Below are 26406 nucleotides of genomic sequence, written 5' to 3' on the forward strand. Positions count from 1 at the left end.
ACGATGTGAAGACGGCGTGCAGATGGCGGTGTAAGCAGATATCGGCGCCTTTCGGGAATATTTAGGCCGAATGCCACATTTGTCTCGCTAAGCCTTGACATGGATGAGCGGTTCAGATGCAGAACCGGAAATGCATTCCAGATGGCCTTGGCGTCGCTGCCTGGCGAGGAACCCAATGCATGCGCCATGCCAATACGCCGCTGCTGCGGCGCAACGAAAAACGGCCGGAAAAACGGCCGTCGTTCTTCACATGGAGGAGGAGGCGCGCCAGGAAGTCGGCGCGCGGCGCGCCCATCGCGGGCGCGCCGGTGCTGTCGGCTCAGCGCGGCGACAGCGCCGCGAGCAGGCCGCGCGCGGCGTTGAAGCGATCCGCGGCCTCGGGCAGCGGCAGCTTCACCTTCAGCTTGTCCGGGCCGTCCATCGCGTACAGCTTGGGCTGCTTCTGGATCATCTGGATGATGGTCATCGGATCGACGTTGGGCTTGGCCTCGAACACGATGCGGCCGCCGAGCTCGCCCAGTTCCAGCTTGCGCACGCCCAGCGTGTTGGCCTGCAGCTTCAGTTCGGCGATCGCGAACAGGTGCTTCACCGGATCCGGCAGCAGGCCGAAGCGGTCGATCATCTCCACCTGCAGTTCGCGCAGGGCCTCGGTGTCGCGCGCGCTGGAGATGCGCTTGTACAGGGTCAGGCGGGTGTGCACGTCGGGCAGGTAGTCGTCCGGGATCAGCGCCGGCACGTGCAGTTCCACTTCGGCGCCGCGCGCTTCCTCGCCGGCGTCCAGGTCCGGCAGCTTGCCCTGGCGGATGCTGCGCACCGCGCGCTCCAGCAGTTCGGTGTACAGGCTGAAGCCGACCTCGGCCATCTGTCCGCTCTGGTCCTCGCCGAGCAGTTCGCCGGCGCCGCGGATCTCCAGGTCGTGCGTGGCCAGGGTGAAGCCGGCACCGAGTTCGTCCATCGAGGCGATCGCGTCCAGCCGTTTCTGCGCATCCGGGGTGATGCTGCGCCGGTCCGGCACCAGCAGGTAGGCGTAGGCGCGGTGGTGCGAGCGGCCGACGCGACCGCGCAACTGGTGCAACTGGGCCAGGCCGAAGCGGTCGGCGCGGTTGATGACGATGGTGTTGGCGTTGGGGATGTCGATGCCAGATTCGATGATCGTGGTCGACAGCAGCACGTTGAAACGCTGCTTCTGAAAATCCAGCATCACCCGTTCCAACTCGCGCTCGGGCATCTGCCCGTGGGCGATGCCGATGCGCGCCTCCGGCACCAGTTCGCTCAGCTCGCGCTGCATGCGGCCGATGCTTTCCACGTCGTTGTGCAGGAAGTAGAGCTGGCCGCCTCTGCTGAGTTCGCGCTGGAACGCCTCGCGCAGCAGCGCGTTGTCCCAGGCGGTTACGAAGGTCTGCACCGCCAGCCGGTTCGGCGGCGGGGTGGCGATGATCGACAGGTCGCGCAGCCCGGCCATGGCCATGTTGAGCGTGCGCGGGATCGGCGTGGCGGTGAGGGTGAGCAGGTGCACGTTGGCGCGCATCGCCTTCAGCGCCTCCTTCTGGCGCACGCCGAAGCGCTGCTCCTCGTCGACCACCACCAGGCCCAGATCCTTGAACTTCACGTCCGGCTGCAGCAGGCGGTGGGTGCCGATGATCACGTCGATGCCCCCCTCGGCCACCTTCTCCAGTTCGGCCTTGATCTCCTTGGCGCTCTTGAAGCGCGACAGCACCTCCACCCGCAGCGGCCAGTCGGCGAAGCGGTCGCGGAAATTGCGGTAGTGCTGTTCGGCCAGCAGCGTGGTCGGCACCAGCACCGCGACCTGCTTGCCGGCGCTGGCCGCGGCGAACGCGGCGCGCACCGCCACCTCGGTCTTGCCGAAGCCGACGTCGCCGCAGACCACGCGGTCCATCGGCTGGCTGCTGGCCAGGTCGCGCAGCGTCGCGTCGATCGCGGCCAACTGATCGCCGGTTTCCTCGAACGGGAAGCCGGCGGCGAACGGCTCGTACATCGCGCGATCCACCTGCAGCGCCAGGCCGGCGCGGGCGCGCCGGCGCGCCTGGATCTCCAGCAGTTCGGCGGCCACGTCGCGCACCTTCTCGGCGGCGCGGCGCTTGGCCTTGGTCCATTGCTCGCCGCCCAGCGAGTGCAGCGGCGCGGTCTCGGCCGAGGCGCCGGAGTAGCGGCTGATCAGGTGCAACTGCGCGACCGGCACGTACAGGCGGTCGCCCTTGGCGTACTCGATTTCCAGGAACTCGCCGGGCATGCCGCCGGCGTCGAGCACGATCAGTCCGCGGTAGCGGCCGACGCCGTGGTCCTCGTGCACGATCGGCGCGCCCTCGGTCAGCTCGCCGAGGTCGCGGATGATCGCTTCCGGCTCGCGCCCGGCACGGCGCGTGCGGCGCGGCTGGCCGGCGCGTTCGGGAAACAGCTGGCGCTCGGTGAGCACCGCGATGCGTGGTGCGTCGAGGGCGAAGCCGTCGTCCAGTGGCGCGACCGCGATGGCGAATGCAGGCGGCAAAGCCTCGACACTGCCGGAGTCGAGCCCCTCTCCCTTCGGGAGAGGGGTTGGGGTGAGGGTACGACCGCCAGGGAGTTCTGCCCGTCCGGCTGTCGAGGAAGCGGCCGCGGCAGAAGCCTTCTTCGATGAGGTCCGCGCGCGCGCCGTACCCTCATCCGGCGCTTCGCGCCACCTTCTCCCGGTGGGAGAAGGGAGGAATGCGGCGAAGTTCGGGATCACCTCGGGCTTCAGGTCCGCCGCCGCCAGCACTTCCAGCAACGCCTCGCGGCGCCCCGGCGAATCGGCGGCGATCAGCACGCGCCCCGGGTAGTGGGCGAGGAAGCCCTTCAGCGCTTCGGCCGGCGCGGCGTCGCGCGCGGCGATCGGCAGCGGCGGCAACGGTTGGTCGCCCAGCGCCTGCGCCTCGGCGATGCGCGCGTGGTCGGCGGCCCACACTTCGATGCGCGGCAGCCCGTTGAGGGTTTCGCGCAGCGCGTCCGGCGCCTGGTACAACTCCTCGGGCGCCAGCAGCGGGCGTTCCACGTCGTGGCGGCGTTGCTCGTAGCGGTTCTGGGTCTGCGCCCAGAACGCGTCGGCGGCGGCGCTCACGCCCGGTGCGAGCAGCGGCAGCACCGACTCGCCCAGGTAATCGAACAGGGTGGCGGTGGCCGCGCGGGCGGCGCCGGCGCCGCGCGCTTCCTGGAAGAACAACGGCAGGTAGTACTCGATGCCCGACGGCGCCAGCCGCGCCTTCAGGTCCTGGTACAGCGCGCTGCGCCGGGTGTCCACGTCGAAGCGCTCGCGCAGCGCGGTCAGCACGCGCTCCACGCTGGCATCGTCCATCGGCACCTCGCGCCCCGGCAGCAGCTGCACCTGTTGCACGTGGTCGAGCGAGCGCTGCGATTCCGGGTCGAAGGCGCGGATCGAGTCGATGTCCTCGTCCAGCATCTCGATCCGCAACGGGCTGTCGGCGCCCATCGGGTACACGTCGAGCAGGCCGCCGCGCACCGCGAAGTCGCCCGGGTCCATCACCTGCGGCACGTTGCGGTAGCCGGCGCTCTCCAGGCGGCGCTTTTCCGCCTCCAGATCCAGGCGCTGGCCCACCCGCAGGTCGAAGCTGCCGCCGACGATGTAGCGCAGCGGCGCCACGCGCTGCATCAGCGTCTGCACCGGCACCACCACGATGCCCTGGCTCAGCGTGGGCAGGCGGTGCAGCGCCGACAGGCGCTGGCTGACGATGTCCGGATGCGGGCTGAACTGGTCGTAGGGCAGCGTTTCCCAGTCCGGAAACGGCACCACCGGCAGCCGCGCGTCGCCGCCCAGCAGCGTGTGCAGGTCGGCTTCGATCTGGTGCGCGCTCTGGTTGTCGCGCGCGACCACCAGCAACGGCCCGCGATGCGCCGCGGCGGCGCAGGCGATGTGCCAGGCCAGTGCGGTGGAGGACGCGGGGGCGCGCCAGAAGGCGCGGAGCTGGCCGGACTTGGGCAGCGGCGGAACGGGAAAGGAGAGAGGCGCCATGGACCGGCTAGTTTAGCAAGCTGGGATCGGGGAGTCGGGATTGGGGATGGGTCGCGCGCGCGGAGGTGCGTGGCCGTTGCATGGTTGGACGCCCGTGCGGCGGTCGATGGGGTCGCTGCGTCCGCCGCGCCGCTGCGCGCCCGAACGAGGTGCGTGGCGGAAGGCAGGTGGGCAAGCGCCCGCGAGCAGTCCGCGCCGGGTCGCCTTCGCTCAGTTGCCCAGTTCCAGCACCACCCGGACCAGCCCCGGGGTGTCCGGGTGCGGCATCGGCCGGAAGCCCAGCGACTCGGCCAGTTGCAGCATCGGCACGTTGCTCTCGACCACGTCGCCGTACAGCCGGTCCAGGTACTTGCGCCGCGCCCACTTGACCAGCTTGCGCATCAGTTGCCGGCCCAGGCCCTGGCCGGCGACGAAGCTGCTGACCAGGATCGCGTATTCGGCCTCGCGCGTGCCGGGGATGATCGCCGCGCGCGCCACCGCGCCGACCACCGCCTCGCCCGGCGGCAGCGGCTCGGCCGCGACCAGGGTCAGTTCCGTCTTCGGGTTGGGGTGGGTCAGGCGCTGCGCCATGTCCTCGCTCAGCTCCTGCACCGAATGCAGGAAGCGCGCGCGGATCTCGGTCGGGCCGAGCAGGCTGAAAGCGCCTTGCAGCGGCGCGCCGTCTTCCGGCCGGATCGGCCGGATCAGCAGCTCGCGGCCGCTGGGCAGGGTGAAGTTTTCATGCCACGGAGGCATGCGGTTGCGGGTAGCCATGGCCGGATGATCCTCGACGAAGCCTGGATTCTCGCATTACCCGCGACGGCCGCCGTGAACGCAACGCTCACCGCGCTTGCCTACGCTATGCACCGGTTTTCGATTCGGGAGCGGCCATGTCCGGCAGCGGCGATTCGCGGCGCGCCATCTTCTTCGCGCTTGGCGCCAACCTGTCCATCGCCCTGGCCAAGGGCGCGGCGGCGCTGGCCACCGGCTCGGGCGCGATGCTGGCCGAGACCGTGCACTCGCTGGCCGACTGCGGCAACCAGTTGCTGTTGCTGCTGGGCATGCGCCAGGCCAAGCGCCCGGCCAGCGCCGAGTACCCGCTGGGCTACGGCCGCGCGATCTACTTCTGGTCGTTCCTGGTGGCGGTGATGCTGTTCTGCATCGGCGGCATGTTCTCGGTGTACGAGGGCGTGCACAAACTGCTGCGGCCCGAGCCGCTGAGCAGTTGGGGCTGGGCGGTGGGGGTGCTGTGCTTCGCGCTGGTGGCCGAGGGCGTGTCGCTGCGCACCTGCCTGCAGGAGATCGCCAAGCTGCGCGGCGAGCGTTCGTTGTGGCGCTGGTTCCGCGAGAGCCGCCAGGCCGAACTGATCGTGATCTTCGGCGAAGACCTGGCGGCCCTGCTCGGCCTGGCGCTGGCGCTGGCCGCGGTGCTGCTGACCGTGCTGACCGGCAATCCGCTGTGGGACGCGCTCGGCACCATCGCCATCGGCGCGCTGCTGATCGTGGTCGCGGTGCTGGTGGCGATCGAGATCAAGGCGATGCTGATCGGGCAGAGCGTGGATCCGGCGCTGCAGCGGCAACTGCACGCGTATTTCCAGGCACGGCCGGAGATCGAGCGGGTGATCCACCTGATCGCGATGCAGCTCGGCGAGGACGTGATGGTGTCGGTGCAGGCGACGCTGCGCGAGACGCGCGACGCCACGGCCTTGCTGGCCGACATCACCCGCATCGAGCGCGATCTGAAGCGGCAGTTCCCGACGGTGCGCTGGAGTTTCTTCGAGCCCGAGGCGTCGGCGCCCCTGGCCGACGCCTGAGCGCGCGTTGCTAGAGTAGCGCCTGGCCACCACGAGCACCGCAGATGAAGACCGCCCATGCCATCGTCCTGTCCAGCGTGATCGCGCTGGCGCTGTTCGCCGTGCTGCTGGGGCTGGTGCTGGGCGGCGGTTGGTGGCTCAAGCGGTCGATGCCGGCGGCGCAGCCGCTGCCGGCCGCCTCCTCCTCCCCCGCCGTATCCGCCGCGCCGGTGCAGGCCGATGCCGTCCTGGCGCCGTACCGCGGGCGCCTGGACCCCACCGCCAAGCCGGTGGCGCAGCTGAGCCTGCAGCCGATGGCGCAGGACGACCGGCTGGCCAGCAAGGTCGGCGGGCGGCCTTACTGGACCGGGGACGCGCCGTATCCGCGCGATGCGCGCGGCCAGCCGCTGGCGCTGCTGGCGCAGGTCGACCTGGGCGCGATGCCGCCGCTGCCTGGCTACCCTGACCACGGCCTGCTGCAGTTCTTCATCGGCGGCGACGATTTCTACGGCGCCAATTTCGGCGACCATCGCGCCGACCTGGCCGCGCTGAGCGTGCAGCGCAATTTCCGCGTGGTGTACTGGCCGCGGCCCGAGCCGGCGGCGCGCCAGGCCGCGGTGCCGTTGCCGGCCGCCGATACCCTGCCGTTCGATCCGGCAAAGCCGCGGGCGATGCGGTTCAACGTGAGTACGGAGACCATCGGCAGCAGCGACGTGCATTTCGAGCAGGCGCTGGGCCGCTCGCTGGACGACGTCGCCGCCGCCTACGCCGGCCGCCTCGGGCTGCCGCAGGACACGGTGGACGAGGCGCTGTACGACGCGTTGAACCGCAGCGGGCACAAGCTCGGCGGCTATCCGGAGTTCACCCAGGAGGATCCGCGCGCGCCGCAGGACCGGCAGGTGCTGTTGCTGCAGTTGGACAGCGACGACGAGATGATGTGGGGCGACAGCGGCATCGCCAATTTCTTCATCGATCCGGACGACCTGCGGCGCGGCGATTTCAGCCGCGTGGCCTATCACTGGGATTGCTACTGACCTCGCGCGGGCGCGCGCAAGGCCTGGCGCGTGGCGCCGCCCGGCGTCTCATTCCTCGCGCTTGAGCCACTCCACCCGCGTCGCCGCGCCGGCCTCGCCCAGGTGCGCCTTCAGCGCCGGCAGCGCGCTCGCCAGGACCTTCTCGAACTGCCAGGGCAGATTCAGCAGCAGCATGCCGCTGCCGTTGAGCCGCAGCGGCGAATCGTCGGGACGCACCTGCAGCTCGGCCAGCAGCACCGACTTGGCCGGCATCGCCGCGGCCTTGCGGAAGAACGGCTGCAGGCTGCGGCGCTGCTTGATCGGATACCACACCGCGCACATCGCCTGCGGCCAGCGGGTCAGGGTTTCGCGCAGGGCCGCGGCGATCAGCGGGTACTCGGCGTCCTGCGCCTCGTAGGGCGGGTCGATCAGCACCAGGCCGCGGCCGATCTTGCTGGCGCCGGCTTTCGGCGGCACGAACGCCTTGATCGCCGCGTAGCCGTCGCCGGCATGCACCTGCACGCGGCGATCGCCGGCGAACAGCGCCTTCAGTTCGGCCGCCTCCTCGGCCTGCAGCTCGCAGGCGACGAGCCGGTCCTGCTCGCGCAGCGCCTGCGCGACCAGTAGCGGCGAGCCCGGATACGCGACCAGCGCGCCGACCGGATTGCCGGCCTGCACCGCGCGCAGATAGCGTTCCAGCACCTCCGGCAGGGTCGGCTGGCCCATCAGCCTGAGCACCCCGGCCGCGGCTTCGCCGGTCTTGCGCGCCTCGCTGGCGGCGAACAGGTAGCGGCCGCGTCCGGCGTGGGTGTCGAGCACGAAGAACGCGCTGTCCTTGCGCTTGAGCGCATCGATCAGCGCGAGCAGCACGGTGTGCTTGAGCGCATCGGCATGGTTGCCGGCGTGGTAGGCGTGGCGATAGTTCATCGGCGCAGTGTACGGGGCGCCACGGCGCGGAGCCATGTCGGCGCCGCGCCGGCGATGCTAGCCTGTGGCCATGCCGATCCCGCTCCGTCCGCCGCCGCGCCGCCGTCGTGCCCGCCCTGCGCCGGCGGTGCGCGGTCATGCTGGTGGCGGCGACGCTGGGTGGCTGCGTGACCGCCAGCGATCGCTGGCAGTCGATGCGCGGCGACGTGCAGGTGCGCGTGGGCGACCGGCTGGTGGCGCGGCGCGGGTTCGCGCTGGTGGCATGCCGGACCGAGACCTCCACCCTCCAGTTCTGGGCCGGCGGTACCCGGAAGCGCTGCGTGGAAGCCGGCGCCGCGGCGCCGCCGCGGGACGCGACCTACGCCGCCGGGACCGTGGTGCGGGTGGTGGCGATCAAGGACCGTGGCATGGTGGATAACGCGGACAGCCTGATGCTGCTCAAGTCGGACGCCTGGCGCGGCACGGTGGTCGCCGATGCCGAGCTGGCGCAGGGGCTGTTCGGTCCCCAGCCGTGATCGGCGCGGCGCGGGCGGGCAGCGCCGCACGGCGCGGCGATCGCCGCCGGGGCCTGCGCGGGCCTTGGCGCCGCCACCACCGCGCACCCGGTAGGGTCGCCGCCATCAGCTTCCCTTAAGCCCGGTCGGCTACGTTGTCCCGATGCGCATCCTGCTGGTAGAAGACGATCCCTCGCTCGGCGACACGCTGCGCGCCTGGCTGAAGCTCGACGGCTACACCGTCGACTGGCTGACCCGTGGCGACGAGGCGCGCGCCGCGCTGCAGGCGCAGCCCTACCACTGCGTGCTGCTCGACCGCGGCCTGCCCGGGCTCGATGGCGACGCGCTGCTGCGCACGCTGCGCGCCGCGCGGGTGACCACGCCGGTGCTGCTGATCACCGCCCGCGATGCGCTCGAAGACCGGGTGCAGGGCCTGGATCTGGGTGCCGATGACTACCTGGTCAAGCCGTTCGACCTGGAGGAACTGTCGGCGCGGATCCGCTCGGCGCTGCGCCGCGGCAACGGCAATCCCAGCGTGGTGCTGACGCACGGCCCGGTGCAGCTGGACCCGGTGGCCAAGCGCGTCACCCGCGACGGCGAAACGGTGGCGCTGACCGCGCGCGAGTACGCGGTGCTGCATGCGCTGATGGCGCGCAAGGGCCATATCGTCGGCCGCGCCCAGTTGGAGGATGCGCTGTACGGCTGGGGCGAGGAAGTGGAGAGCAACGCGATCGAGGTGCACATCTCGCACCTGCGCAAGAAGCTGGGCAGCGACCTGATCGTCACGCTCCGCCGCCAGGGCTATCGCCTGGGGGCGCCCGAGTGAACTGGCCGTGGCGGCGGACGGCGGCCGCCGGCGCGCAGGAGGTTGGCCGCCATTCGCTGCGGCGGCGGCTGATCGCCACCACCCTGGGATCGAGCATCGTGTGCTGGCTGGTCAGCCTGGGCATCATCGTCGGCGTGGCCTGGACCGAGACCAGCGACGTGTTCGACGACGCGCTGGAGGAAAGCGCGCGCCTGCTCGCGACCTTCGGCCCCGGTCTGCTGCACGGGGGAGCGGCCGCGGATGACGGCGACGGCGACAAGGCCGCGGACGCCGACGGCCGCGTGCGCCTGTACTACCAGCTCGTCGATCGCCACGGCACGGTGCTGCGCCGTTCGCCGGACGTGCCGCGGCAGCCGTTCGTGGCGCCGCACCAGGTGCGCGACGACGATACGACCGTCACCGTGCGCCACGCGCAGCGCTACTGGCGCGTGCACGTGCTGCATGCCCCCGCACAGGACCTGTACGTGCAGGTGGCGCAGCCGCTGGAGGAACGCACCGAACTGCTCGAGGAAATGGCCGAGAACCTGGTGTGGCCGGCATTGGCGTTGCTTGCGCTGCTGGCCGCGCTGAACTGGTGGGTGATCCGGCGCCAGCTGCGGCCGCTGGAGCGCTTGGCCGCGGACATCGGCCGGCAGTCGCCGCAGGAACTGCACCCGGTGTCCGCCGCCGGCCAGCCCGACGAACTGCGCCCGATCGTGCAGGCGCTCAACAGCGTGCTGGCGCGGCTGGGCGAGGCGCTGCAGTCCGAGCGCCGCTTCACCGCCGATGCGGCGCACGAGCTGCGCACGCCGCTGGCTGCGCTGCGCATGAAGATCCAGCTGCTGCAGCGCCAGCACGCGGCGACGCTGGAGGCCGCTCAGCGCCAGGATCTGGCGACATTGCGCGGCGACGTGGACCGCGCCGCGGCGCTGCTGGACAATCTGCTGATGCTGGCGCGGCTGGACCCGCAGCGGCCGGGCAGCCTGGCCTGCGCCACGGTGGCGCTGCCGCCGCTGGTCGATGCGGCGCTGGCGGATGTCGCGGCCGCCGCCGCGGCCAAACGCATCGCGCTGCATACGCGCATCGACGTGGACACGGTCTGGGCGCACGCCGAGTTGCTGCGCAGCGTCCTGCGCAACCTGTTCGACAATGCGGTGCGCTATGGCAGGCCCGGCGGACAGGTCCGCATCGAGGCCAGCGCCGAACATGGCGCCGCCGGTACGCCGTCCACGGTGCACCTGGTGGTGCGCGACGACGGTCCCGGTGTGGCGCCGGCCGACCTGGCGCGGCTCCCGCAACGCTTCTTCCGCGTACTCGGCAACGCGGGGCAGGGCAGCGGACTCGGCCTGTCGCTGGTGCAACGCATCGTCGCCCTGCATGGCGGGCAGCTCCGCTTCGCGTCCGACGGCGAAGGCACCGGTTTGACCGTCCGCATCGCCCTGCCGCAGCGCGGGCCTTTGGTGCCCGACTAGAACGGCGCCGTGCGAGCCTGCGCGACGCCGATCGCCGCGGCATGCCGCCGTGCCTGCTGGGCAGGAGCGGGCACCTGCTGGCGATCGCTGCGCCTGGCGCACGACACGTTCGTGCGCGCTGACGTACCGCGATCGGCGACCAGCACGCATGACGACGTGGCGATGCAGCGTGCGCCAGGGACGCCTTTGCGAATCCCCAATCCCCAATTGCCAATCCCTAACCTCCGAATCGACATCAGATCCACTTCAGGTTCGTGCGCTGCAATGGCGTCCATGGCGATCGGCCATGACATCGCACCCCATAGGAGCCTCCCATGCGTACTTCCATTCTCTCCGCCCTCATCGCCACCGCCGCGGTCTTCGCCGCGGGCCAGGCCGCCGCGCAGTACACCGGACCCAGCAGCGTTCCGCTCACCACGGTCAAGCAGCTGCTGGACCAGGGCAAGGACGAGCAGCAGGTGGTGCTGCGCGGAAACATCGTTTCCCACGACGGCGGCGACCGTTACACGTTCCGCGACGCGACCGGCAGCGTGAAGGTGGAGATCGATGCGCATCGCCTGCCGGCCGGGCGCCCGTTCGACGACAAGGCGCAGGTCGAACTGGTCGGCGAATTCGACAAGGACTTCCGCTCCGCCGAAGTCGAGGTGGACGAGGTGCGCTTCCTGCGCTGAGCCAGGGACGCGGCGTGGCGAGGGGGCCGGGCGCGCTGCCCGTCCTGTCTCCGGCGCGGGCGAGGGTGGCCCGCGCCCGCGCTGCACGCCGTGCCCCGCTGCGGCTATGCTGCGCGCCATGTCCGCGTCCGCCGCCCCCTGTGTCCTCGTCGTCGAGGACGAATCCGCCATCGCCGATACCGTGCTGTACGCGCTGCGCAGCGAGGGGTACCAGGTGCGGCATTGCCTGCTCGGGCGCGAGGCGCTGGCCCAGGCCCGCGCCGGCGGCATCGACGTGGTGGTGCTCGACGTGGGTCTGCCGGACCTGGGCGGCTTCGAGGTGTGCCGCGAGCTACGCGGTTTCAGCCAGGTGCCGGTGATCTTCCTGACCGCGCGCAACGACGAGATCGACCGCGTGCTCGGCCTGGAACTGGGCGCCGACGACTACATGGCCAAGCCGTTCTCGCCGCGCGAACTGGTCGCGCGGGTACGCGCGCGGCTGCGCCGGCCGGCGGCCGCGGCGGCGGCCGAACCGGGCTGGCAGCGGCACGGCGACTTCGCCATCGACCGCGAAGGCCGCCGCATCCACTATCGCGATGCCCTGCTGGACCTGACCCGCTACGAATACGCCTTGCTGGCCGCGCTGCTGCAGCGGCCCGGCGCCATCCTCAGCCGCGCGCAGCTGATGGACCGCGGCTGGGACGCCAGCGCCGACAGCGCCGACCGCACCGTGGATACCCACATCAAGACCCTGCGCGCCAAGCTGCGCGCGGCCGGCGCCGCGTCCGATCCGATCCGCACCCATCGCGGCCTCGGCTACGCGCTGGAGCAATGAGGTGCGGCTAGGGCTGAAGCTGTTCCTGGGGTTCTTCCTGATCGTCGGCGTCGCCGCGTTCTTCGTGATGCGGGTGTTCGTCAACGAGGTCAAGCCGGGCGTGCGCCAGGCGATGGAATCGACCCTGGTGGACGCGGCCAACGTGCTGGCGCAGATGGCGGCCGGCGACCTGAAGGCCGGGCGCATCGACAGCGGCGCCTTCGCCCGCGACCTGAGCGCCGCGCAGCGGCGCAACCCGCGCGCGATGGTGTGGCGTTTCCCCAAGCGCAGCGTCGATTACCGCGTCACCATCACCGATGCGGCCGGGGTGGTGGTGTTCGATTCGCGCGGCCAGGACCTGGGCCGCGACAACTCGCGCTGGAACGACGTCTACCGCACCCTGCGCGGCGAGTACGGCGCCCGCTCCAGTCCCGAGGCCGACGGCGACCCCAACCACACCGTGATGCACGTGGCCGCGCCGATCTACGACCCGGCCGACAACCGCCGCCTGATCGGCGTGCTGACCCTGTCCCAGCCCAACCGCAGCATCGAACCGTTCATCCTCGCCAGCCAGCGCAGCATCCTGCTGCGCGGCGCGTGGTTGATCGGCATCTCCGCGCTGATCGGCCTGCTGATGACCTGGGGCCTGCTGCGCGGCATCGGCCGGCTCAACCGCTATGCGCAGGCGGTCAGCGCCGGCGAACCGGTGCCGCCGCCGCCGCCGCGCCGCGACGAGATCGGCGACCTGGGCCGCGCGCTGGAGACGATGCGGCGCAAGCTGGAGGGCAAGGCCTATGTCGAACAGTACGTGCAGTCGCTGACCCACGAGATGAAGAGCCCGCTGGCGGCGATCCGCGGCGCCGCCGAACTGCTGCAGGAGCCGCTGCCGGAGGCGGAGCGGCAACGCTTCGTGCGCAACATCGCCGAGCAGCAGCAGCGCCTCACCGAGACCATCGACAAGCTGCTGGCGCTGGCCGAGGTGGAACAGCACGGCTGGCTGCAACGGCGCGAGCGGATCGCGCTGGCGCCGCTGTTCGAGCAACTGCAGGAGGCCTTGGCGCCGCGGCTGCAGGCCAGCGGCGTGCGGCTGCGGGCGCCGCCGCCGGACCCGGCGCTGGCGCTGGTCGGCGATCCCTACCTGCTGCGCCAGGCGCTGCACAATCTGCTGGACAATGCGATCGCGTTTTCGTCGTCCGGCGATACCGTGGTGGTGCGCGCCGAGCGCGACGCGGAGGGGCGCATCGTGCTGCTGGTGGAAGACCAGGGCCCGGGCGTTCCGGATTACGCGCTGGAGCGGGTGTTCGAGCGCTTCTACTCGCTGGCGCGGCCGGCCAGCGGCCAACGCAGTTCGGGCCTGGGCCTGCCGTTCGTGCGCGAAGTGGCGCGGCTGCACGGCGGCGAGGCGAGCCTGCGCAATCGCGACGCGGGCGGCGCGGTGGCGCGGATGGCGTTGCCGGCGGGGTGAGTGGTACGGGTCCGGGCTGGGGTGTCAGCGGGTGTCGCTGGCAGCTCGACGTGAGCCGTGCCGGAGCGTGCTATGAGCGTTTCCCTTGAGCGTGAGTCCCGCCACTTCAGTCATGAACATCAATCAAATTCATCTACTGGCGAGCCAGCTTCCGACCATCATGGATCTGGATGACGAAATCAGGTTGATTGAAAATTTGACCATGATTGGGCCGAGGGAGATCGCCGGCCATCAAGACGAATTTCGATGCGTGGTTTTAAAACTGCAAGAATCCCATCAGGGCGGTGGGGTGTTTGAGGTGACGGAGGAAAATTATCCTGTTTTTGAAGGTTTCTGCGATTGGCTTCAATCGCTGCAGCCCCATCTCGAATTCGATGTCTCCTGCCTTTGCGACGGGTTGAACGTGTCGCCCGGCGCTATCAGGGCTTCGATGGGAACGGGGCGGAATCGAATGCCGTGAGTGGTATTCACTGAGTCGGCCAGCGCGTGTCATGAACTTCGCTTCGCGGGTGCGGCACAGACGTGGAGTGCGCTGATGCCTCGCGAGCGCCAACCGGCGGACGTCAGCGATGAAGGTTCGGCCGGTTGGCGGGGTTTCGTGGATTGCCCAGGAACCATGAGCGGCTACCCGCCGCGCTCGGCGGGCTGCATTTCCTGGTGCTTGCGGTGCGCGTGTCGTCAGCCGCCGCACGGGGGCTCGATGCGGCGAAGGTTCATCACACGCGCAAGGTTTCTCCGTCGTTCCGGTCGCGGCTGAAGCCGCTCCTACAGAGGTGACGCGTGGGCGGGGGCGCTGCGGCGAGGCGCTTGGGCGCCGCCGGCGCCGCGTCGGCGGCGACTTCACATTCGCTTCAAATTCGCCTCAAACCCCGCACACGCGGCCGCGGCACCCTGGCGTCCTCCCGATCCCGAGGACCATCCATGAAATCCCTGAAGCTCGTCCTGCGATTCGCCACCATCGGCGGATTGATCCTGTTGCTGCTGATCCCGCTGCTGATGATCCGCGGCGCCATCAGCGATCGCGAAGGCTACCGCCGCCAGGCGGTGGAGCGCGTGTCGCAGAGCAAGGCCGGCGAGCAGCGCCTGCTCGGCCCGGTACGCGTGCTGCCGTGGACCCAGGTGCGCGACGTGGCGGTGCTCGACGCCGACGGCAAGCGCAGCGTGCAGCGCGAGACCACGAGCGGCTACGACCTGCAGACCCCGCGGCACCTGGCCATCGACGGCGAGATGAAGCCCTCGCAACGCGTCATCGGCCTGTTCAAGGTGCAGGTCTACAGCCTGCACGCGCGGCTCAAGGCGCAGTTCGACGACATGGAGTACGCCGCGGTGGAGGGCCGCACCTACGGCCAGCCCTACCTGGTGCTCGGCATCGAGGACGTGCGCGGCCTGGTCGGCACGCCCAACCTGCGCACCGACGGCAAGGCGCAGACGCTGCAGCCGGGCTCGCTGGCGATGAACGCCGTCACCAAGGGCGTGCACGCGCCGCTGCCGGCGCTGGCCGACACCCGCCAGGGCAGGCTCAGCGACCTGCACAGCGTGGAGATGGAGTTCGTGCTCGACGGCACCCAGGCGCTGTCGGTCGTGCCGGTGGGCGACGACAATCAGATCGCGCTGACCTCGCCGTGGCCGCACCCGCTGTTCGGCGGCCGCTTCCTGCCCAACGAACGCCGCTTCGGCCCGCAGGGCTTCCAGGCCAGTTGGGCGCTGTCCTCGCTGGCGACCGGCGCGCAGGCGCAATTGGCGACCGGCACCGACGAGGTCGATGCCTTGCGCGTGGACCTGGTCGATCCGGTCGACGTCTATACGCAGACCGACCGCGCCAGCAAGTACGGCATCCTGTTCGTGGTGCTGACCTTCGTCGCCTTCGGCCTGTTCGAGCTGATCAAGCGTCTGCCGATCCATCCGCTGCAATACCTGCTGGTCGGCCTGGCGCTGGCGATCTTCTTCCTGCTGCTGCTCAGCCTGTCCGAGCACATCCCGTTCTGGCAGGCCTACCTGATCTCGGCGGTGAGTTGCATCGGCCTGCAGTTCTTCTACCTGGCCGGGGTCTTGCGCAGCCGCGCGCGCGCCGCGGGCTTCGCCAGCATGCTGACCCTGCTGTACGGCGCGCTGTACGGGTTGCTGGCGTCGGAAGACAACGCCTTGCTGATGGGCTCGCTGCTGCTGTTCGCGATCCTCGCCGCGATCATGTGGATCACCCGCAAGATCGACTGGTACGCGCTCGGCGCGTCCCTGCGCTGAGCCGGTGCGCGAGGAGACCCGGAGCATGTCGGCGCATCTGCATCTGCACCGTCGCGTCCAGGCGCTGTTGCCGGACGCACTGGACACCCGCGGTCTGCACCGCGGCAACGCCGGCGCCGCGCTCGCGCGCAGTGCGCAGGCGGCGCTGGTCACCGCCGCCGACCGCGGCGGGGCGTTGTGGCTGCGGCTGAGCGAACGCAGCCGCGACGCGCTGGCCGCGCACGGCCTGGCGTTCCTGGCCGCGGCGCTGCAGGCCCGCGCCGCCTTGCCGGGCGAGGCCGAACCGTGGCGCTACTGCGCCTGGCGCGCGCTGCGGCGCGACTCGGCCTGGGCGCAGCCCGGGCAGGACGCGGCATCGGCGCATGGCCCCGGCTTCGTGACCTGGGAAGCGCAAGGCCGGGCGCGGCTGGTGGTACTGCCGGCGCAGGCCGCGCTGCTGTGCCGCTGGTGGAGGTGAGCCAGGCCGCGGCCGGCGCCCGCGGCGTCGGCCACGGCACGCGACCGCGGCGCATGGAGCAGCCGCGCGGTCGCGGTACCCAATCGCGGCACGGACGCCGCCGCAGGACGCATCGACCAGGAGGTCGCCGCCAGGGAGGGCGCCAGGGAAGGGCGAGCGGATAGACCCGCTCGTGGCTTGCATCGCGGAAGGGACACCGCCGCAGGACGCATCGGCCAGGAGGCCGCCGCCAGGGAGGGCGCCATGGAAGGAGCGAGCGGCCAAGCCGCTCGCGCTGTGCACCGCGGTCAGGGACGCCGCCGCAGGATGCATCGGCCAGAAGGCCGCCGCCAGGGAGGGCGCCAGGGAAGGGCGAGCGGATAGGCCCGCTCGTGGCTTGCATCGCGGAAGTGGACGCCGCCGCAGGACGCATGGGCAGGAGGCCATCGCCAAGGATGGCGCCATGGAAGCAGCGAGTGGACAAACCCGCTCGTGGCTTGCATCGCGGCAACGGACGCCGCCGCAGGACGCGACATCGGCCAGGAGGCCGCCGCCAGGGACGGCGTCATGCAACACCCGAACGGGCACCGCGATCGCGGTGCCCATCGTGGCCAGGGAGGCCGCGGCACAGGAGCGGCAAGGACGCCACGCGCCAGGGACGGCGACTCAGGGATGAAAGGAGTAGGGCATCGCCAGGCCGGCAGCGCCATGGAAACACCTGCGGTAGAGTGCACGGATGCACTCTCCGCTCTCCATTCAGCGGCTGCGCGGCGCGCAGATCGCGCCCTACCTGGACGACGTCGCACGCCTGCGCATCGCGGTGTTCCGCGACTGGCCGTATCTGTACGCCGGCGACCTGGACTACGAGCGCGACTACCTGGCCGCCTACGCCGGCTCGCCCGACAGCGTGTTCGTGCTCGCCCAGGACGGCGAGCAGGTGGTCGGCGCCTCCACCGGCCTGCCGCTCGCCGACGATGCCGAGGCGTTCGGCGCGGCGTTCGCGGGCAGCGCCATCGCGGTGGCCGACGTGTTCTATTTCGGCGAATCGGTACTGCTGCCGGCCTACCGCGGCCGTGGCGTCGGCCACGCCTTCTTCGACCACCGCGAAGCGCATGCGCGCGCGCTCGGCCGCTTCGGCCTGACCGCGTTCTGCGCGGTGGACCGCGACCCCGCCGATCCGCGGCGCCCGCCGGACTACCGCGGCAACGACGCGTTCTGGCGCAAGCGCGGCTACGCGCCGCAACCGTCGCTGCGCGTGCGCTTGGCATGGAACGAACTGGAACGCGGCGAGATCCCGCATACCCTGAGCATGTGGACCCGTCCGCTGGAGCCTTGCGCATGAAGATCGCCGTCGCCAAGTACCCGATCGGCGCGCCGGTCGATTTCGCCGCCTTCGCCGACAAGCAGGCGGCCTTGATCGCGCAGGCGGCGCAGGCCGGCGCGCAGCTGGCGGTGCTGCCCGAGTACCTGTCGCTGGAACTGGCCGCGACCTTCGCCGCGTCCGTGGCCCAGGACCTGCCCGCGTCGCTGGCGGCGATCCAGGCGCTGCATCCGCAGTACCTGGCGTTGTTCGCACAGTTGGCGCAGCGCCATCGCCTGCACCTGATCGCCGGCAGCTTCCTGCTCGCCAGCGGCGAGGGGCGCTACCGCAACCGCGCCTACTGGTTCGCGCCCGATGGCCGCCACGGCTGGCAGGACAAGCTGCAGTTGACCGGCTTCGAGAAGGCCACCGGCCTGATCGACGGCGGCGAGACGTTGAAGGTATTCGCCGCCGATGGCGTGCGCGCCGGCGTGGCGGTCTGCTACGACAGCGAGTTCCCGCTGCCGGTGCGGGCCCAGTACGAGGCCGGCGCGCGCTTGCTGGTGGTGCCCAGTTGCACCGACACCGAGGCCGGCGCCACCCGTGTGCGTGTCGGGTGCCTGGCGCGGGCGCTGGAGAACCGCATCTTCGTCGCCCAGTCGGTGACCGCCGGGCTGGCCGAATGGAGCCCGGCGCTGGACGTGAATACCGGCGAGGCGGCGATCTACGCACCGATGGACGCCGGCTTCCCGGCCGACGGCATCGTCGCGCAGACCCGGGGCGAACAGGTCTGGGCGCTGGCCGAGCTGGACTTCGCCGCGTTCGAAGCCAGCCGCGCGCAGGCCCAGGTCGCCAACGACCGCGACTGGCGCGGCCAACTGGCGCCGGCGATCGTGCGCGCGGAGGTCGAAGACTTGCAGTAGCGTCGTCGGCCGCTGTCGGCCGTGCATCGCGGGATGGCAGGACGGCTGCGCATGCCGACACGGGCGCTTGGATCACGGGCAGAGGCCCGCCTGGCGCGCAGGTCGGCCAGTGGCCGAAGCCTCTGCTCGGACAACGTGACGTCGCGTTCGGCCTGCTCGCGCTGCTTGCGGATGTAGCCGACACGCCGTCTCGCCTTTGCGTCGCCGTCGCGCCCGCACAAGCTGCTGCGCACACCGCACACCGCACACGCACACGCACACGCACACGCACAGCGGCGCTGGCGCCAGCCGCGGAGCATTCCGGTGCGTGGCCGCCCGATGTCCTGCAGCACACGCCATCCGAACGCGTGATGCGCTTTGCTGTCGCCTTGTCCGCGACCCACTGTGTGCCCCATGCCCAAGATCCTGCAGCCGCACGCCGTGCGCCTGGAATTCGCGCCCGGCGCGCTGGTCCACGCCAATCTGTCCGGCGCCGCCTTCACCGACGAGTGGCTGTGGGTGGCCGGCGACGAGGCCTGCGCGGTCGATCGCCTGCGCGCGCTGGCGCCGCGCGGCGCGGAAACGCTGCGCTTCGGCGATGGCCGCAGTTTCGCCCTGGGCGCCTTGCTCGACCTGCCCGGCGATCACGACGACGAAGCCGACCTGGAGGGCATGGCGCTCTCGCCCGGCTACCTGTGGGTGGTCGGCTCGCATGGCATGAAGCGCAAGAACGCCAAGCCCGATCGCGACGACGCCGACAACGGCAAGCGCCTGGCCAAGCTCAAGCTCGACGCCAACCGGCGCCTGCTCGCATGCCTGCCGATCGAACGCGCCGCCGACGGCGCGCCGCAGCTGGTGCGCGAGGCCGCGGACGGCCGCCGCGCCTTGCGGCTGAAGGGCGACGCCAAGGGCAACCAGCTCACCGACCTGCTCACGGACGATCCGCACTTCGGCGCCTATCTCAAGATTCCGGGCAAGGACAACGGCTTCGACATCGAAGGCATGGCGGTGGACGGCCAGCGCCTGCTGCTGGGCCTGCGCGGGCCGGTGCTGCGCGGCTGGGCCGGGGTGCTGGAGATCGCGGTGGAGGCGCACGGCGACCACCTGCGCCTGGCGCCGCTGGACGAGGACGGCACGCTGCTGCGCAAGCACTTCCTGCAACTGGGTGGGCTTGGCGTGCGCGACCTGCATTTCCACGGCGACGACCTGTACCTGCTGGCCGGCCCGACCATGGTGCTCAACGGCGAGATCCGCCTGTTCCGCTGGCCCGGCGCGCGCACCCTGCTGGCCGACAACCGCGCGCCGGTGCGGTTCCAGCGCGAGCTGGTGAAATCGCTGGCGCTGCCGCATGGCGAGGACTGCGATCGTGCCGAAGCGCTGTGCAACCTGCCGCCGGCGCTGTCCGGCGGCGTGCCGAGCTGGCTGGTGCTGTACGACGCGCCGGGGCCGGCGCGCAGCGAGGGCGAGTGCATCGTGCACGGCGATCTGTTGCGCTAGCGCCGTTCCGCGCCTGGGCGACGAACGCCCATGTAGGAGCGGCTTCAGCCGCGACAGGCACCACCAGTCACCCCCATCGCGTCCGAAGCCGCGCTCAAAGAAATGCAAACCCGGGGACGGCACGCTGCCGCCTCCGGCAGCCAACGGCCCGGCGGGGTAAAATCGCCCGATTCCCGTTTGCCTTCGAGCGTTCCATGGCCTGCCGCACCCGTTTCGCCCCCAGTCCCACCGGTTACCTGCACATCGGCGGCGCGCGCACCGCGCTGTACTGCTGGCTGGAGGCGCGGCACCGCGGCGGCGAATTCGTGCTGCGCATCGAGGACACCGACCGCGAGCGCAGCACCCAGGCGGCGATCGACGCGATCCTGGAAGCGATGGAGTGGCTGGGTCTGGACTACGACGAAGGCCCGATCTACCAGACCCGGCGCCTGGACCGCTACCGCGCCGTGGCCGAGCAGTTGCTGGCGCAGGGCAAGGCCTACTACGCCTACGAGACCCGCGAGGAACTGGACGCGATGCGCGAAGCGGCCATGGCCCGGCAGGAAAAGCCGCGCTACAACGGCGCGGCGCGCGAGCAGAACCTGCCGTACCGCGACGATCCGAACCGGGTGATCCGCTTCAAGAACCCCAGCGAGGGCGTGGTGGCGTTCGACGACCTGATCAAGGGCCGCATCGAGATCGCCAACAGCGAACTGGACGACATGGTGATCTTCCGCCCCGACGGCTATCCCACCTACAACTTCGCGGTGGTGGTGGACGACTGGGACATGGGCATCACCGAGGTCATCCGCGGCGACGACCACATCAACAACACCCCGCGCCAGATCAACATCTACGAAGCGCTGGGCGCGCCGGTGCCGACGTTCGCGCACATGCCGATGATCCTGGACGAGCAGGGCGCCAAGCTGTCCAAGCGCACCGGCGCGGCCGACGTGATGCAGTACAAGGACGCCGGCTACCTGCCGCACGCGCTGATCAACTACCTGGCGCGGCTGGGCTGGTCGCACGGCGACCAGGAACTGTTCGGCCGGCAGGAGCTGATCGACCTGTTCGACGTCAAGGACGTCAATTCCAAGGCCGCGCGCCTGGACATGGCCAAGCTCGGCTGGGTCAACCAGCATTACCTCAAGAGCGACGATCCGGCGACGATCGCGCCGCAGCTGGAATACCACCTGGCCAAGCTCGGCCTCGACCCGGCCGCCGGCCCGGCCGCCGCTGACGTGGTGGTGGCGCTGCGCGAGCGCGTGCAGACGCTGAAGGAAATGGCCGAGAAGGCGGCGGTCTGGTACCAGCCGCTGGAGCGCTACGACGAGGCGGCGGTGGCCAAGCACCTCAAGCCGGGCGCCGAACTGGCGCTGGGCAAGGCGCGCGAGCTGCTGGCGGCGCTGGGCGACTGGAGCGTGGAGGGCGTGTCCGCCGCGCTGCACGACGCCGCCGCCGCGCTGGAACTGGGCATGGGCAAGGTGGCGCAGCCGCTGCGCGTGGCGATCACCGGCACCCAGGTCAGCCCGGACATCTCGTATACGGTGTACCTGGCCGGGCGCGAGCAGGCCTTGAAACGCATCGATGCCGCGCTCATCAAGATCCCAGCGGGACCCTGACTCCCCGGAGACGCCCATGTCCAGCAAGAAGACCGCCTGCACCGAGCCGCACCACCACGTCCACGACGCCGACGACTTCGTGCGGGTGGTGGAGCGGGTGAGCCGCGAGCGCGGGCTGCGGCTGACCCCGATCCGCGCCAACGTGCTGCGCCTGATCGCCGAGGCGGCGCGCCCGGTGAAGGCCTACGAGCTGCTGGAATGGGTGCGCGAGGGCAAGAGCGTGGGCGCCGACGCGCCGCCGACCGTGTATCGCGCGCTGGACTTCCTGATGGCCAACGGCTTCGTGCACAAGCTCGAGTCGGTCAACGCCTTCGTCGCCTGCCACCATCCCAGCAGCGCGCAGCATTCGGTGCCGTTCCTGATCTGCGACCGCTGCCATAGCGCGGTGGAACTGGAGGACCGCGACGTGGTCGCGCAACTGGAGCAGCGCGCCAAGGCGCTGGGCTTCCAGCCGCAGGCGCAGACCCTGGAAGTGCACGGCCTGTGCGCGCGCTGCGCCGGCTGAGCTGACGGCCGCCGCGCGCCATCGCCGACGTCGGAACCCGCATGTACCCGATCGTCCTTCCGCTGTTCGCCGAAGACCTGCGCCGTAGCGCCGCGTTCTATGCCGCCACCGGCTTGTGCGCCGGCGATCCGGCGTCGCTCCTCGTCGATGCCGATGTCCGGGGGACGATCCTGGTGGAACTGGAGAACGGCCCGAGCCTGCGCGTGCATCGCTGCGAGGATGCCGCGGTGCTGCGCTACCTGCGCGCGCAGCAGCCGCAACTGGAGATCGGCGAGGCGGACGTCGCCGCGATCGCCGCCCGCATCGCGCCGCAGCTGCGCCGTGGCGACATCTTCGGCGCCGGCGAAACCAACTGCTGCCAGGGGCCGCTCGACTATCCAGGCGGCCTGGCGCTGGCGTTCTGCGATCCGGACGGCAACCGCCTGGTGTTCACCGAGTGGTAGCGCCGCGCGTCGCGGCGGCGCGCTACATCGCGCGGAACAGCGGCAGGTAGCTGCGACTGACCGGCAAGGTTTCGCGACGGCCGCGCAGGTGGATCTGCGCGGTGTCGTTGTCGAGGCGGACCAGGTGCGCCACGGAATGCAGGTTGACCACGACCGAGCGGTGCACCTGGCGGAAGCTGGCCGGGTCCAGTTGCGCGGCCAGCTCCTTGAGCGGCGTCGCCACGATCGCCTGGCAGGGCTGGGCGGCGGCGTCGTGCCAGGCCACGCAGGTGTACTTGTGCTCGGACCGCAGATAGTCGATCGCCTCGACCGGGATCAGCCGCAGCGTGGTGCCGGCCTGCGCGTGCAGCCAGCGCAGCGGTGCCGGCCGCTGCGGCGGCAGCAACTGCGCGGCCAGCCGCTGCAACTGCTCGCTGAGGTCGGCGGCCGGCTGCGCCGCCTGCAGGCGCTGCTGCAGGCGGCCGACGGTATCGGCCAGGCGCGCGTCCTGCACCGGCTTGACCAGGTAGTCCAGCGCGCCCTCGGCGAACGCCTGCACCGCGTAGTCGTCGTAGGCGGTGACGAACACGATGTGCGCGCCGCGGCCGATCTGCTGTGCCGCCTGCACCCCGGACAGGCCGGGCATCTGGATATCCAGGAAGCAGATCTGCGGCTGCCGCTCCGCGAACAGGCGCACCGCGTCCCGGCCGTTGCGCGCTTCGGCGGTGACCCGCAGCGCCGGCCACAGCCGCGCCAGCTGCCGCTTGAGCGCGTCGCGCAGCAGCGGTTCGTCGTCGGCGATCAGCGCGCTGGGCGTGTCCATCAGGCCTGCGCCGCCAGCGGGAAGCGGATGTCGGCGCGCGTGCCGTGCGGCAGCTGCGCCGCCACCTGCAGGTGCGCGGCGGCGCCGAAACTGAGCGCGAGCCGGTCGCGCAAGGTGCCCAGTCCGGTGCCCAGGCCCTGCGCGCTCGCCCCCGCGCCGGTGCCGCTGTCCTCGACCCGCAGGTGGCAGTAACCGGCCTCGCGCCAGGCGCGGATGACGATGCGGCCGCCGTCCTCGGCCGGGTCGATGCCGTGCTTGACCGCGTTCTCTACCAGCGTCAGCAGCGTCAGGGTGGGGCAGCGCACCGCGGACAACGCCTGGTCGGCGTCGATCGCGTACTGCAGGCGGTCCGGCATGCGCATGTACATCAACTCCAGATAGGCGCGGACCAGCGCCAGTTCGTCGCCCAGCGTGGTGGTCGGTTCGTGCAGCCGCGGCACCGCCGCGCGCAGGTAGGCGATCAGGCTGCGCATCAGGTCCGCCGCTTTGGGCGAGCCCATGTCGATCAGCGCCTGCACGTTGGCCAGCGTGTTGAACAGGAAGTGCGGCGCGACCTGGCGCTGCATCAGATGCAGGCGCGCATCCAGCGTCTGCCGTTCCAGTTCGCTGCGCTCCAGCTCGAAGGCCAGCGCCTGGTGCCTGGCCAGGGCATCCTTCTGCCTGACCAGCGCCGCCAGCGCCGTCCACGGCGCGACCAGCACGCCGGTCACGATGAGCATGAAGAAGCCGGACAGCCGCTCCTGGTCCTCCCAGAACGGCGGTGCGTCGTGCGGGGTCAGGCCGACGTAGATCGCCAGCGTCGTCAGCGGAATGGCCAGCGCCACGCCCAGCACCTGCAGCGCCCAGCGCGCCAGCCACGCCGGCAGCCGCCGCGGCCAGCGCTCCAGCGCGACGAAGGCCAGCAGCGCGGCGGCGCCGAGCGCGAAGGCGCGGGCCAGCGCCGAGAGCGTGGAATCCCAGCTCAGGCTCAGCAGCAGCCCGAGTCCGCCGGACAGGACGCAGACCGTGCCGATGCGCGCCCAGGTCAGCGGCGCGGGGCGGCGTGGCGGTGCGGAGAGCGGAGCGGAACCTGGCATGGGCGCGAGCATAGCCGAGGGCACCGGTCGGCGTGCCGCGCCGCTAGGGCGTGTCGCCAGTCCCCGAGCGGCATCCTTGGAGAGTGGGGACACGCCCTAGGCCGGCCGCAGCATCGGCCACCACATGCCCAGCGTCGCGGCGGCGCTGCCGATCAGGGTCACCAGGCTCATCAGCGCCAACGTGCCGGTCGCCAGCCAGTGCAGCGCGCGGCGGCGGCCATCCAGCGCGCGCAGGTACAGTTCCAGCACCGCCAGCGGCAGCAGCGTCTGCGCGAACGCGAGGATGGTCAGCGCAGGGCCCACGAAGCGCTCTGGATCGAAGCCCGCGGGGCCCTGGTTGATCGCCAGCCAGAACATCAGGCCGATGCGGAAGAACCACACGCCGCTCACCGCCAGGAACAGGCGCAGCGCCCAGCGCCGGTGCGCGGCGATGCGCCCGGCGCGGGCCGCGCGCCAGGCCATGGCGGCGAACGCGAGGATCAGCAGCGCATTGAGGGTGGTGCCCAGGTGCTGGCCGACATCGCCGGCGGCGCCGCCGCGCACCCAGATCATCGCCAGTCCGCCCAGGCTCAGCACCAGCGCGCTGAGCAGGTACAGCCGCCCGTTCCAACGATGCACGGCCGGGGCCAGCCGGCGCAGGGCCGGCAGCAACTGCGCCGCGCCGGCCAGCACGATGCCTGCGGCGAGCAGCAGGTGCAGGGCGAGCACGGCGTTGAACAGGGTGTCGCCGGCGACGTAGCCGTGGGGCAGGACCCGGTTCCAGCGCTCCGGGGCCCCGGCCAGCGCCGCGCGTCCGTAGAAGACGGTCACGTAGATGGCGAACGCCAATTGGCCGGCGACGGCAAGGCCGCCCCACACGGTGGCGGCGCGGCGCAGGTGTCTGGTCGCGGCGGATGCGGATTGCGCTGCGGGCGCTATGGCGGACGCAGCGGGAATGACGGGGGCGATCGGTTGCACGGCGGTCATGCGCAGGCACAGTGATGGGGAGTGCGCGCATGCTGCGGCGGCGCCGGCGCGCGCGTGCGGCCTGTCCGACCGGCGACGGCAGGAGCGGATGGACGGCGCCGGACGCCGATGGAGCGCGGGGATGCAGGCGCGGCGCCGCGCCGATCGCGCCGCATGCTCAGGCACCGGCACCGGCACCGGCACCGGCACGCGTTCGCTGCTGCCTCGATCGCGGACGGCAGCGCCGCCGCTGCCGCGCACCTGGGCCGCGCTCTGTCGTGGCAGGGGGCGTGTCGGGCGGTCCGCCAGGGAACGTCGCTGTCGATGACGACGGTCGCCGCGTCCAGCCGGGGAGCGGGCCGATCAGATCGTCCGCGCCGGGACAGGCGTCTCGGCGGTTAATCCAACCGCGCGGTTGCAGACGCACGATCGGTATGCGCATGCCGGATCCGGCGGGGTGGCGTGGACCGCGAGAGCACCCGAGATCGCCGTGTCGCTGGACGCCGCGCGCGGCGGCGACCGAAACCCTGCCGTTGTGGCCGAGCTACGGCGGCTTGGGCGCGGGCGCGCGCCGCAGGAGCGGTTGCGACCGGCCGTCGCCGCCCGCAGCGGCGAGCGGATGCGCTTCAGCGCGCGGGCTGGGCCGCGTAGCCGCCGAAGAACACCTGCAGCGCGTCGCGGGTGGCCGCGCGCAGGTAGTCCGGCGAAGGGTTCTTCAGCGCGCCGAACAGGCAGGGCATCAAGGTCTCCGCCTCCAGCAGCCCGACCAGGTGCCTGGCGGCGGTGCTCGGGTTGGCGCGGCGCAGCACGCCCAGGTCCATCTGGCGTTCCAGGAACACGCCCAGGCGGTTCATGCCCTCGCCAGGGCCGGTCTCGAAGAACAGCAGGCCGATGTCCGAGCGCCCGGACACGCCGATGACGGTCTGCCACACCTGCACGGACTGTTGCGAGCACAGGAACGCCATGCCGTCTTCGCCCATGCGCTGCAACGCGGTCGGCAGATCGTCCCGGCTCTGCAGCAGCGTCTCCAGGACCGGTTCCATGAAGCGCCGGGCGACGCCGTGCGCCACCGCCACGAACAGTTCCTCCTTGGAGGAGAAGTAGCCATACAGGGTGCGCTTGGAGCCACCGGCGCGGGTGGCGATCTGGCTCATCGAGGCGCCTTCGAAGCCGGCTTCCAGGAACACCGCGGCGGCCGCCTCGATGATGGCCTCGCGCTTGGCTTCGGTCCTGACGCGCATCG

Annotated in this window: 25 protein-coding genes; 17 read left to right on the forward strand and 8 right to left on the reverse strand. The window is 71.2% G+C overall.

Annotated features, from left to right (window positions below; genetic code table 11):
• Positions 1-319: 319 nt before the first annotated feature.
• Together mfd and AB3X07_RS08020 are read right to left on the reverse strand one after the other, a co-directional pair.
• Positions 320-4003 carry a transcription-repair coupling factor gene (mfd, locus tag AB3X07_RS08015; protein ID WP_369943896.1) on the reverse strand — a complete coding sequence of 1228 codons (3684 nt, stop codon included), beginning with the start codon at positions 4001-4003 and terminating at the stop codon, positions 320-322.
• 210 nt (positions 4004-4213) lie between these two features.
• Positions 4214-4756: a GNAT family N-acetyltransferase gene (locus AB3X07_RS08020; RefSeq protein WP_369943897.1), complete on the reverse strand. Its 543-nt coding sequence runs from the start codon at positions 4754-4756 to the stop codon at positions 4214-4216.
• Between the two features lie 116 nt (positions 4757-4872).
• Between AB3X07_RS08020 and AB3X07_RS08025 the strand changes: the two genes are divergently transcribed.
• Together AB3X07_RS08025 and AB3X07_RS08030 are read left to right on the forward strand one after the other, a co-directional pair.
• Positions 4873-5796 carry a cation diffusion facilitator family transporter gene (locus AB3X07_RS08025; RefSeq protein ID WP_369943898.1) on the forward strand — a complete coding sequence of 308 codons (924 nt, stop codon included), beginning with the start codon at positions 4873-4875 and terminating at the stop codon, positions 5794-5796.
• A 44-nt stretch (positions 5797-5840) separates the two neighbouring features.
• Entirely contained in the window at positions 5841-6809 is a 969-nt protein-coding gene (locus AB3X07_RS08030) for a YwqG family protein (protein WP_369943899.1), read from the forward strand.
• A 48-nt stretch (positions 6810-6857) separates the two neighbouring features.
• On the opposite strand, the gene AB3X07_RS08035 is transcribed toward AB3X07_RS08030, so the two are convergent.
• Positions 6858-7715, reverse strand: coding sequence for a 23S rRNA (adenine(2030)-N(6))-methyltransferase RlmJ (locus tag AB3X07_RS08035; RefSeq protein ID WP_369944695.1), 858 nt, complete (start codon positions 7713-7715; stop codon positions 6858-6860).
• A gap of 137 nt (positions 7716-7852) precedes the next feature.
• On the opposite strand from AB3X07_RS08035, the gene AB3X07_RS08040 reads away from it, so the two are divergent.
• The 3 genes from AB3X07_RS08040 to AB3X07_RS08050 all read left to right on the forward strand — a co-directional run bounded on the left by AB3X07_RS08040 (position 7853) and on the right by AB3X07_RS08050 (position 10486).
• Complete coding sequence (locus AB3X07_RS08040; RefSeq protein WP_369943900.1) at positions 7853-8230, forward strand: hypothetical protein; 378 nt, start codon at positions 7853-7855, stop codon at positions 8228-8230.
• Positions 8231-8372: 142 nt separating this feature from the next.
• Entirely contained in the window at positions 8373-9035 is a 663-nt protein-coding gene (locus AB3X07_RS08045; RefSeq protein WP_369943901.1) for a response regulator transcription factor, read from the forward strand.
• Positions 9032-10486 carry an ATP-binding protein gene (locus tag AB3X07_RS08050; RefSeq protein WP_369943902.1) on the forward strand — a complete coding sequence of 485 codons (1455 nt, stop codon included), beginning with the start codon at positions 9032-9034 and terminating at the stop codon, positions 10484-10486. Before AB3X07_RS08045 ends, AB3X07_RS08050 begins: the two co-directional genes overlap by 4 nt.
• Here AB3X07_RS08050 and AB3X07_RS08055 read toward each other — a convergent pair.
• On the reverse strand, positions 10483-10761 hold the full coding sequence (locus AB3X07_RS08055; protein ID WP_369943903.1) for a hypothetical protein: 279 nt from the start codon (positions 10759-10761) through the stop codon (positions 10483-10485). The two genes, AB3X07_RS08050 and AB3X07_RS08055, sit on opposite strands and share 4 nt — an antisense overlap.
• A gap of 39 nt (positions 10762-10800) precedes the next feature.
• Between AB3X07_RS08055 and AB3X07_RS08060 the strand changes: the two genes are divergently transcribed.
• The 12 genes from AB3X07_RS08060 (at position 10801) to AB3X07_RS08115 (ending at position 22340) form a co-directional block, all read left to right on the forward strand.
• Complete coding sequence (locus AB3X07_RS08060) at positions 10801-11157, forward strand: YgiW/YdeI family stress tolerance OB fold protein (RefSeq protein WP_369943904.1); 357 nt, start codon at positions 10801-10803, stop codon at positions 11155-11157.
• Between the two features lie 106 nt (positions 11158-11263).
• The gene (gene creB, locus AB3X07_RS08065; protein WP_369943905.1) at positions 11264-11971 is read left to right on the forward strand and encodes a two-component system response regulator CreB; all 708 of its coding nucleotides are present in this window, start codon (positions 11264-11266) and stop codon (positions 11969-11971) included.
• 1 nt (position 11972) lies between these two features.
• The gene (creC, locus tag AB3X07_RS08070) at positions 11973-13415 is read left to right on the forward strand and encodes a two-component system sensor histidine kinase CreC (protein WP_369943906.1); all 1443 of its coding nucleotides are present in this window, start codon (positions 11973-11975) and stop codon (positions 13413-13415) included.
• A 112-nt stretch (positions 13416-13527) separates the two neighbouring features.
• Positions 13528-13875 (forward strand): hypothetical protein, encoded by a 348-nt coding sequence (locus tag AB3X07_RS08075; protein ID WP_369943907.1) that lies wholly within the window; start codon positions 13528-13530, stop codon positions 13873-13875.
• A 461-nt stretch (positions 13876-14336) separates the two neighbouring features.
• On the forward strand, positions 14337-15656 hold the full coding sequence (gene creD, locus AB3X07_RS08080; RefSeq protein ID WP_369943908.1) for a cell envelope integrity protein CreD: 1320 nt from the start codon (positions 14337-14339) through the stop codon (positions 15654-15656).
• A 25-nt stretch (positions 15657-15681) separates the two neighbouring features.
• Positions 15682-16113: a hypothetical protein gene (locus tag AB3X07_RS08085; RefSeq protein ID WP_369943909.1), complete on the forward strand. Its 432-nt coding sequence runs from the start codon at positions 15682-15684 to the stop codon at positions 16111-16113.
• 715 nt (positions 16114-16828) lie between these two features.
• On the forward strand, positions 16829-17434 hold the full coding sequence (locus AB3X07_RS08090) for a GNAT family N-acetyltransferase (RefSeq protein ID WP_369943910.1): 606 nt from the start codon (positions 16829-16831) through the stop codon (positions 17432-17434).
• A complete protein-coding gene (locus tag AB3X07_RS08095) occupies positions 17431-18315 on the forward strand; it encodes a carbon-nitrogen hydrolase family protein (RefSeq protein ID WP_369943911.1) in 885 nt (294 codons plus the stop codon). The genes AB3X07_RS08090 and AB3X07_RS08095 overlap by 4 nt, the downstream gene beginning before the upstream one ends.
• A 393-nt stretch (positions 18316-18708) precedes the next feature.
• Positions 18709-19791: a DUF3616 domain-containing protein gene (locus AB3X07_RS08100; RefSeq protein ID WP_369943912.1), complete on the forward strand. Its 1083-nt coding sequence runs from the start codon at positions 18709-18711 to the stop codon at positions 19789-19791.
• A 194-nt stretch (positions 19792-19985) separates the two neighbouring features.
• Complete coding sequence (gene gltX / locus AB3X07_RS08105; protein ID WP_369943913.1) at positions 19986-21392, forward strand: glutamate--tRNA ligase; 1407 nt, start codon at positions 19986-19988, stop codon at positions 21390-21392.
• A 16-nt stretch (positions 21393-21408) separates the two neighbouring features.
• Positions 21409-21897: a transcriptional repressor gene (locus AB3X07_RS08110; protein ID WP_369943914.1), complete on the forward strand. Its 489-nt coding sequence runs from the start codon at positions 21409-21411 to the stop codon at positions 21895-21897.
• A 41-nt stretch (positions 21898-21938) separates the two neighbouring features.
• Positions 21939-22340, forward strand: coding sequence for a VOC family protein (locus tag AB3X07_RS08115; RefSeq protein WP_369943915.1), 402 nt, complete (start codon positions 21939-21941; stop codon positions 22338-22340).
• A gap of 22 nt (positions 22341-22362) precedes the next feature.
• Here the strand turns inward: AB3X07_RS08115 and AB3X07_RS08120 are convergent, their stop codons facing one another.
• The 4 genes from AB3X07_RS08120 to AB3X07_RS08135 all read right to left on the reverse strand — a co-directional run bounded on the left by AB3X07_RS08120 (position 22363) and on the right by AB3X07_RS08135 (position 26404).
• On the reverse strand, positions 22363-23142 hold the full coding sequence (locus AB3X07_RS08120) for a LytR/AlgR family response regulator transcription factor (RefSeq protein WP_369943916.1): 780 nt from the start codon (positions 23140-23142) through the stop codon (positions 22363-22365).
• Positions 23142-24218 (reverse strand): sensor histidine kinase, encoded by a 1077-nt coding sequence (locus tag AB3X07_RS08125; RefSeq protein WP_369943917.1) that lies wholly within the window; start codon positions 24216-24218, stop codon positions 23142-23144. The genes AB3X07_RS08120 and AB3X07_RS08125 overlap by 1 nt, the downstream gene beginning before the upstream one ends.
• 96 nt (positions 24219-24314) lie before the next feature.
• Positions 24315-25184, reverse strand: a complete 870-nt coding sequence (locus tag AB3X07_RS08130; RefSeq protein ID WP_369943918.1) for a DUF2306 domain-containing protein — start codon at positions 25182-25184, stop codon at positions 24315-24317.
• 605 nt (positions 25185-25789) lie between these two features.
• Positions 25790-26404: a TetR/AcrR family transcriptional regulator gene (locus tag AB3X07_RS08135; protein WP_369943919.1), complete on the reverse strand. Its 615-nt coding sequence runs from the start codon at positions 26402-26404 to the stop codon at positions 25790-25792.
• Positions 26405-26406: the final 2 nt, after the last annotated feature.

Origin of the sequence: Xanthomonas sp. DAR 35659, from assembly GCF_041242975.1 — a bacterium.
GTDB lineage: Bacteria > Pseudomonadota > Gammaproteobacteria > Xanthomonadales > Xanthomonadaceae > Xanthomonas_A > Xanthomonas_A medicagonis.

Bases quoted from the DNA above. Each gene is read 5' to 3' on its own strand.
- AB3X07_RS08110 (WP_369943914.1), top strand. From the start codon at position 21,409: ATGTCCAGCAAGAAGACCGCCTGCACCGAGCCGCACCACCACGTCCAC.
- creD (WP_369943908.1), top strand. From the start codon at position 14,337: ATGAAATCCCTGAAGCTCGTCCTGCGATTCGCCACCATCGGCGGATTG.
- AB3X07_RS08095 (WP_369943911.1), top strand. From the start codon at position 17,431: ATGAAGATCGCCGTCGCCAAGTACCCGATCGGCGCGCCGGTCGATTTC.
- AB3X07_RS08030 (WP_369943899.1), top strand. From the start codon at position 5,841: ATGAAGACCGCCCATGCCATCGTCCTGTCCAGCGTGATCGCGCTGGCG.
- mfd (WP_369943896.1), bottom strand. From the start codon at position 4,003: ATGGCGCCTCTCTCCTTTCCCGTTCCGCCGCTGCCCAAGTCCGGCCAG.
- AB3X07_RS08045 (WP_369943901.1), top strand. From the start codon at position 8,373: ATGCGCATCCTGCTGGTAGAAGACGATCCCTCGCTCGGCGACACGCTG.
- AB3X07_RS08130 (WP_369943918.1), bottom strand. From the start codon at position 25,184: ATGACCGCCGTGCAACCGATCGCCCCCGTCATTCCCGCTGCGTCCGCC.
- AB3X07_RS08100 (WP_369943912.1), top strand. From the start codon at position 18,709: ATGCCCAAGATCCTGCAGCCGCACGCCGTGCGCCTGGAATTCGCGCCC.
- AB3X07_RS08090 (WP_369943910.1), top strand. From the start codon at position 16,829: ATGCACTCTCCGCTCTCCATTCAGCGGCTGCGCGGCGCGCAGATCGCG.
- AB3X07_RS08075 (WP_369943907.1), top strand. From the start codon at position 13,528: ATGAACATCAATCAAATTCATCTACTGGCGAGCCAGCTTCCGACCATC.
- AB3X07_RS08025 (WP_369943898.1), top strand. From the start codon at position 4,873: ATGTCCGGCAGCGGCGATTCGCGGCGCGCCATCTTCTTCGCGCTTGGC.
- creB (WP_369943905.1), top strand. From the start codon at position 11,264: ATGCTGCGCGCCATGTCCGCGTCCGCCGCCCCCTGTGTCCTCGTCGTC.
- AB3X07_RS08085 (WP_369943909.1), top strand. From the start codon at position 15,682: ATGTCGGCGCATCTGCATCTGCACCGTCGCGTCCAGGCGCTGTTGCCG.
- AB3X07_RS08125 (WP_369943917.1), bottom strand. From the start codon at position 24,218: ATGCCAGGTTCCGCTCCGCTCTCCGCACCGCCACGCCGCCCCGCGCCG.
- AB3X07_RS08060 (WP_369943904.1), top strand. From the start codon at position 10,801: ATGCGTACTTCCATTCTCTCCGCCCTCATCGCCACCGCCGCGGTCTTC.
- AB3X07_RS08035 (WP_369944695.1), bottom strand. From the start codon at position 7,715: ATGAACTATCGCCACGCCTACCACGCCGGCAACCATGCCGATGCGCTC.
- AB3X07_RS08040 (WP_369943900.1), top strand. From the start codon at position 7,853: ATGCTGGTGGCGGCGACGCTGGGTGGCTGCGTGACCGCCAGCGATCGC.
- AB3X07_RS08020 (WP_369943897.1), bottom strand. From the start codon at position 4,756: ATGGCTACCCGCAACCGCATGCCTCCGTGGCATGAAAACTTCACCCTG.
- AB3X07_RS08135 (WP_369943919.1), bottom strand. From the start codon at position 26,404: ATGCGCGTCAGGACCGAAGCCAAGCGCGAGGCCATCATCGAGGCGGCC.
- AB3X07_RS08115 (WP_369943915.1), top strand. From the start codon at position 21,939: ATGTACCCGATCGTCCTTCCGCTGTTCGCCGAAGACCTGCGCCGTAGC.
- gltX (WP_369943913.1), top strand. From the start codon at position 19,986: ATGGCCTGCCGCACCCGTTTCGCCCCCAGTCCCACCGGTTACCTGCAC.
- AB3X07_RS08120 (WP_369943916.1), bottom strand. From the start codon at position 23,142: ATGGACACGCCCAGCGCGCTGATCGCCGACGACGAACCGCTGCTGCGC.
- AB3X07_RS08055 (WP_369943903.1), bottom strand. From the start codon at position 10,761: ATGGACGCCATTGCAGCGCACGAACCTGAAGTGGATCTGATGTCGATT.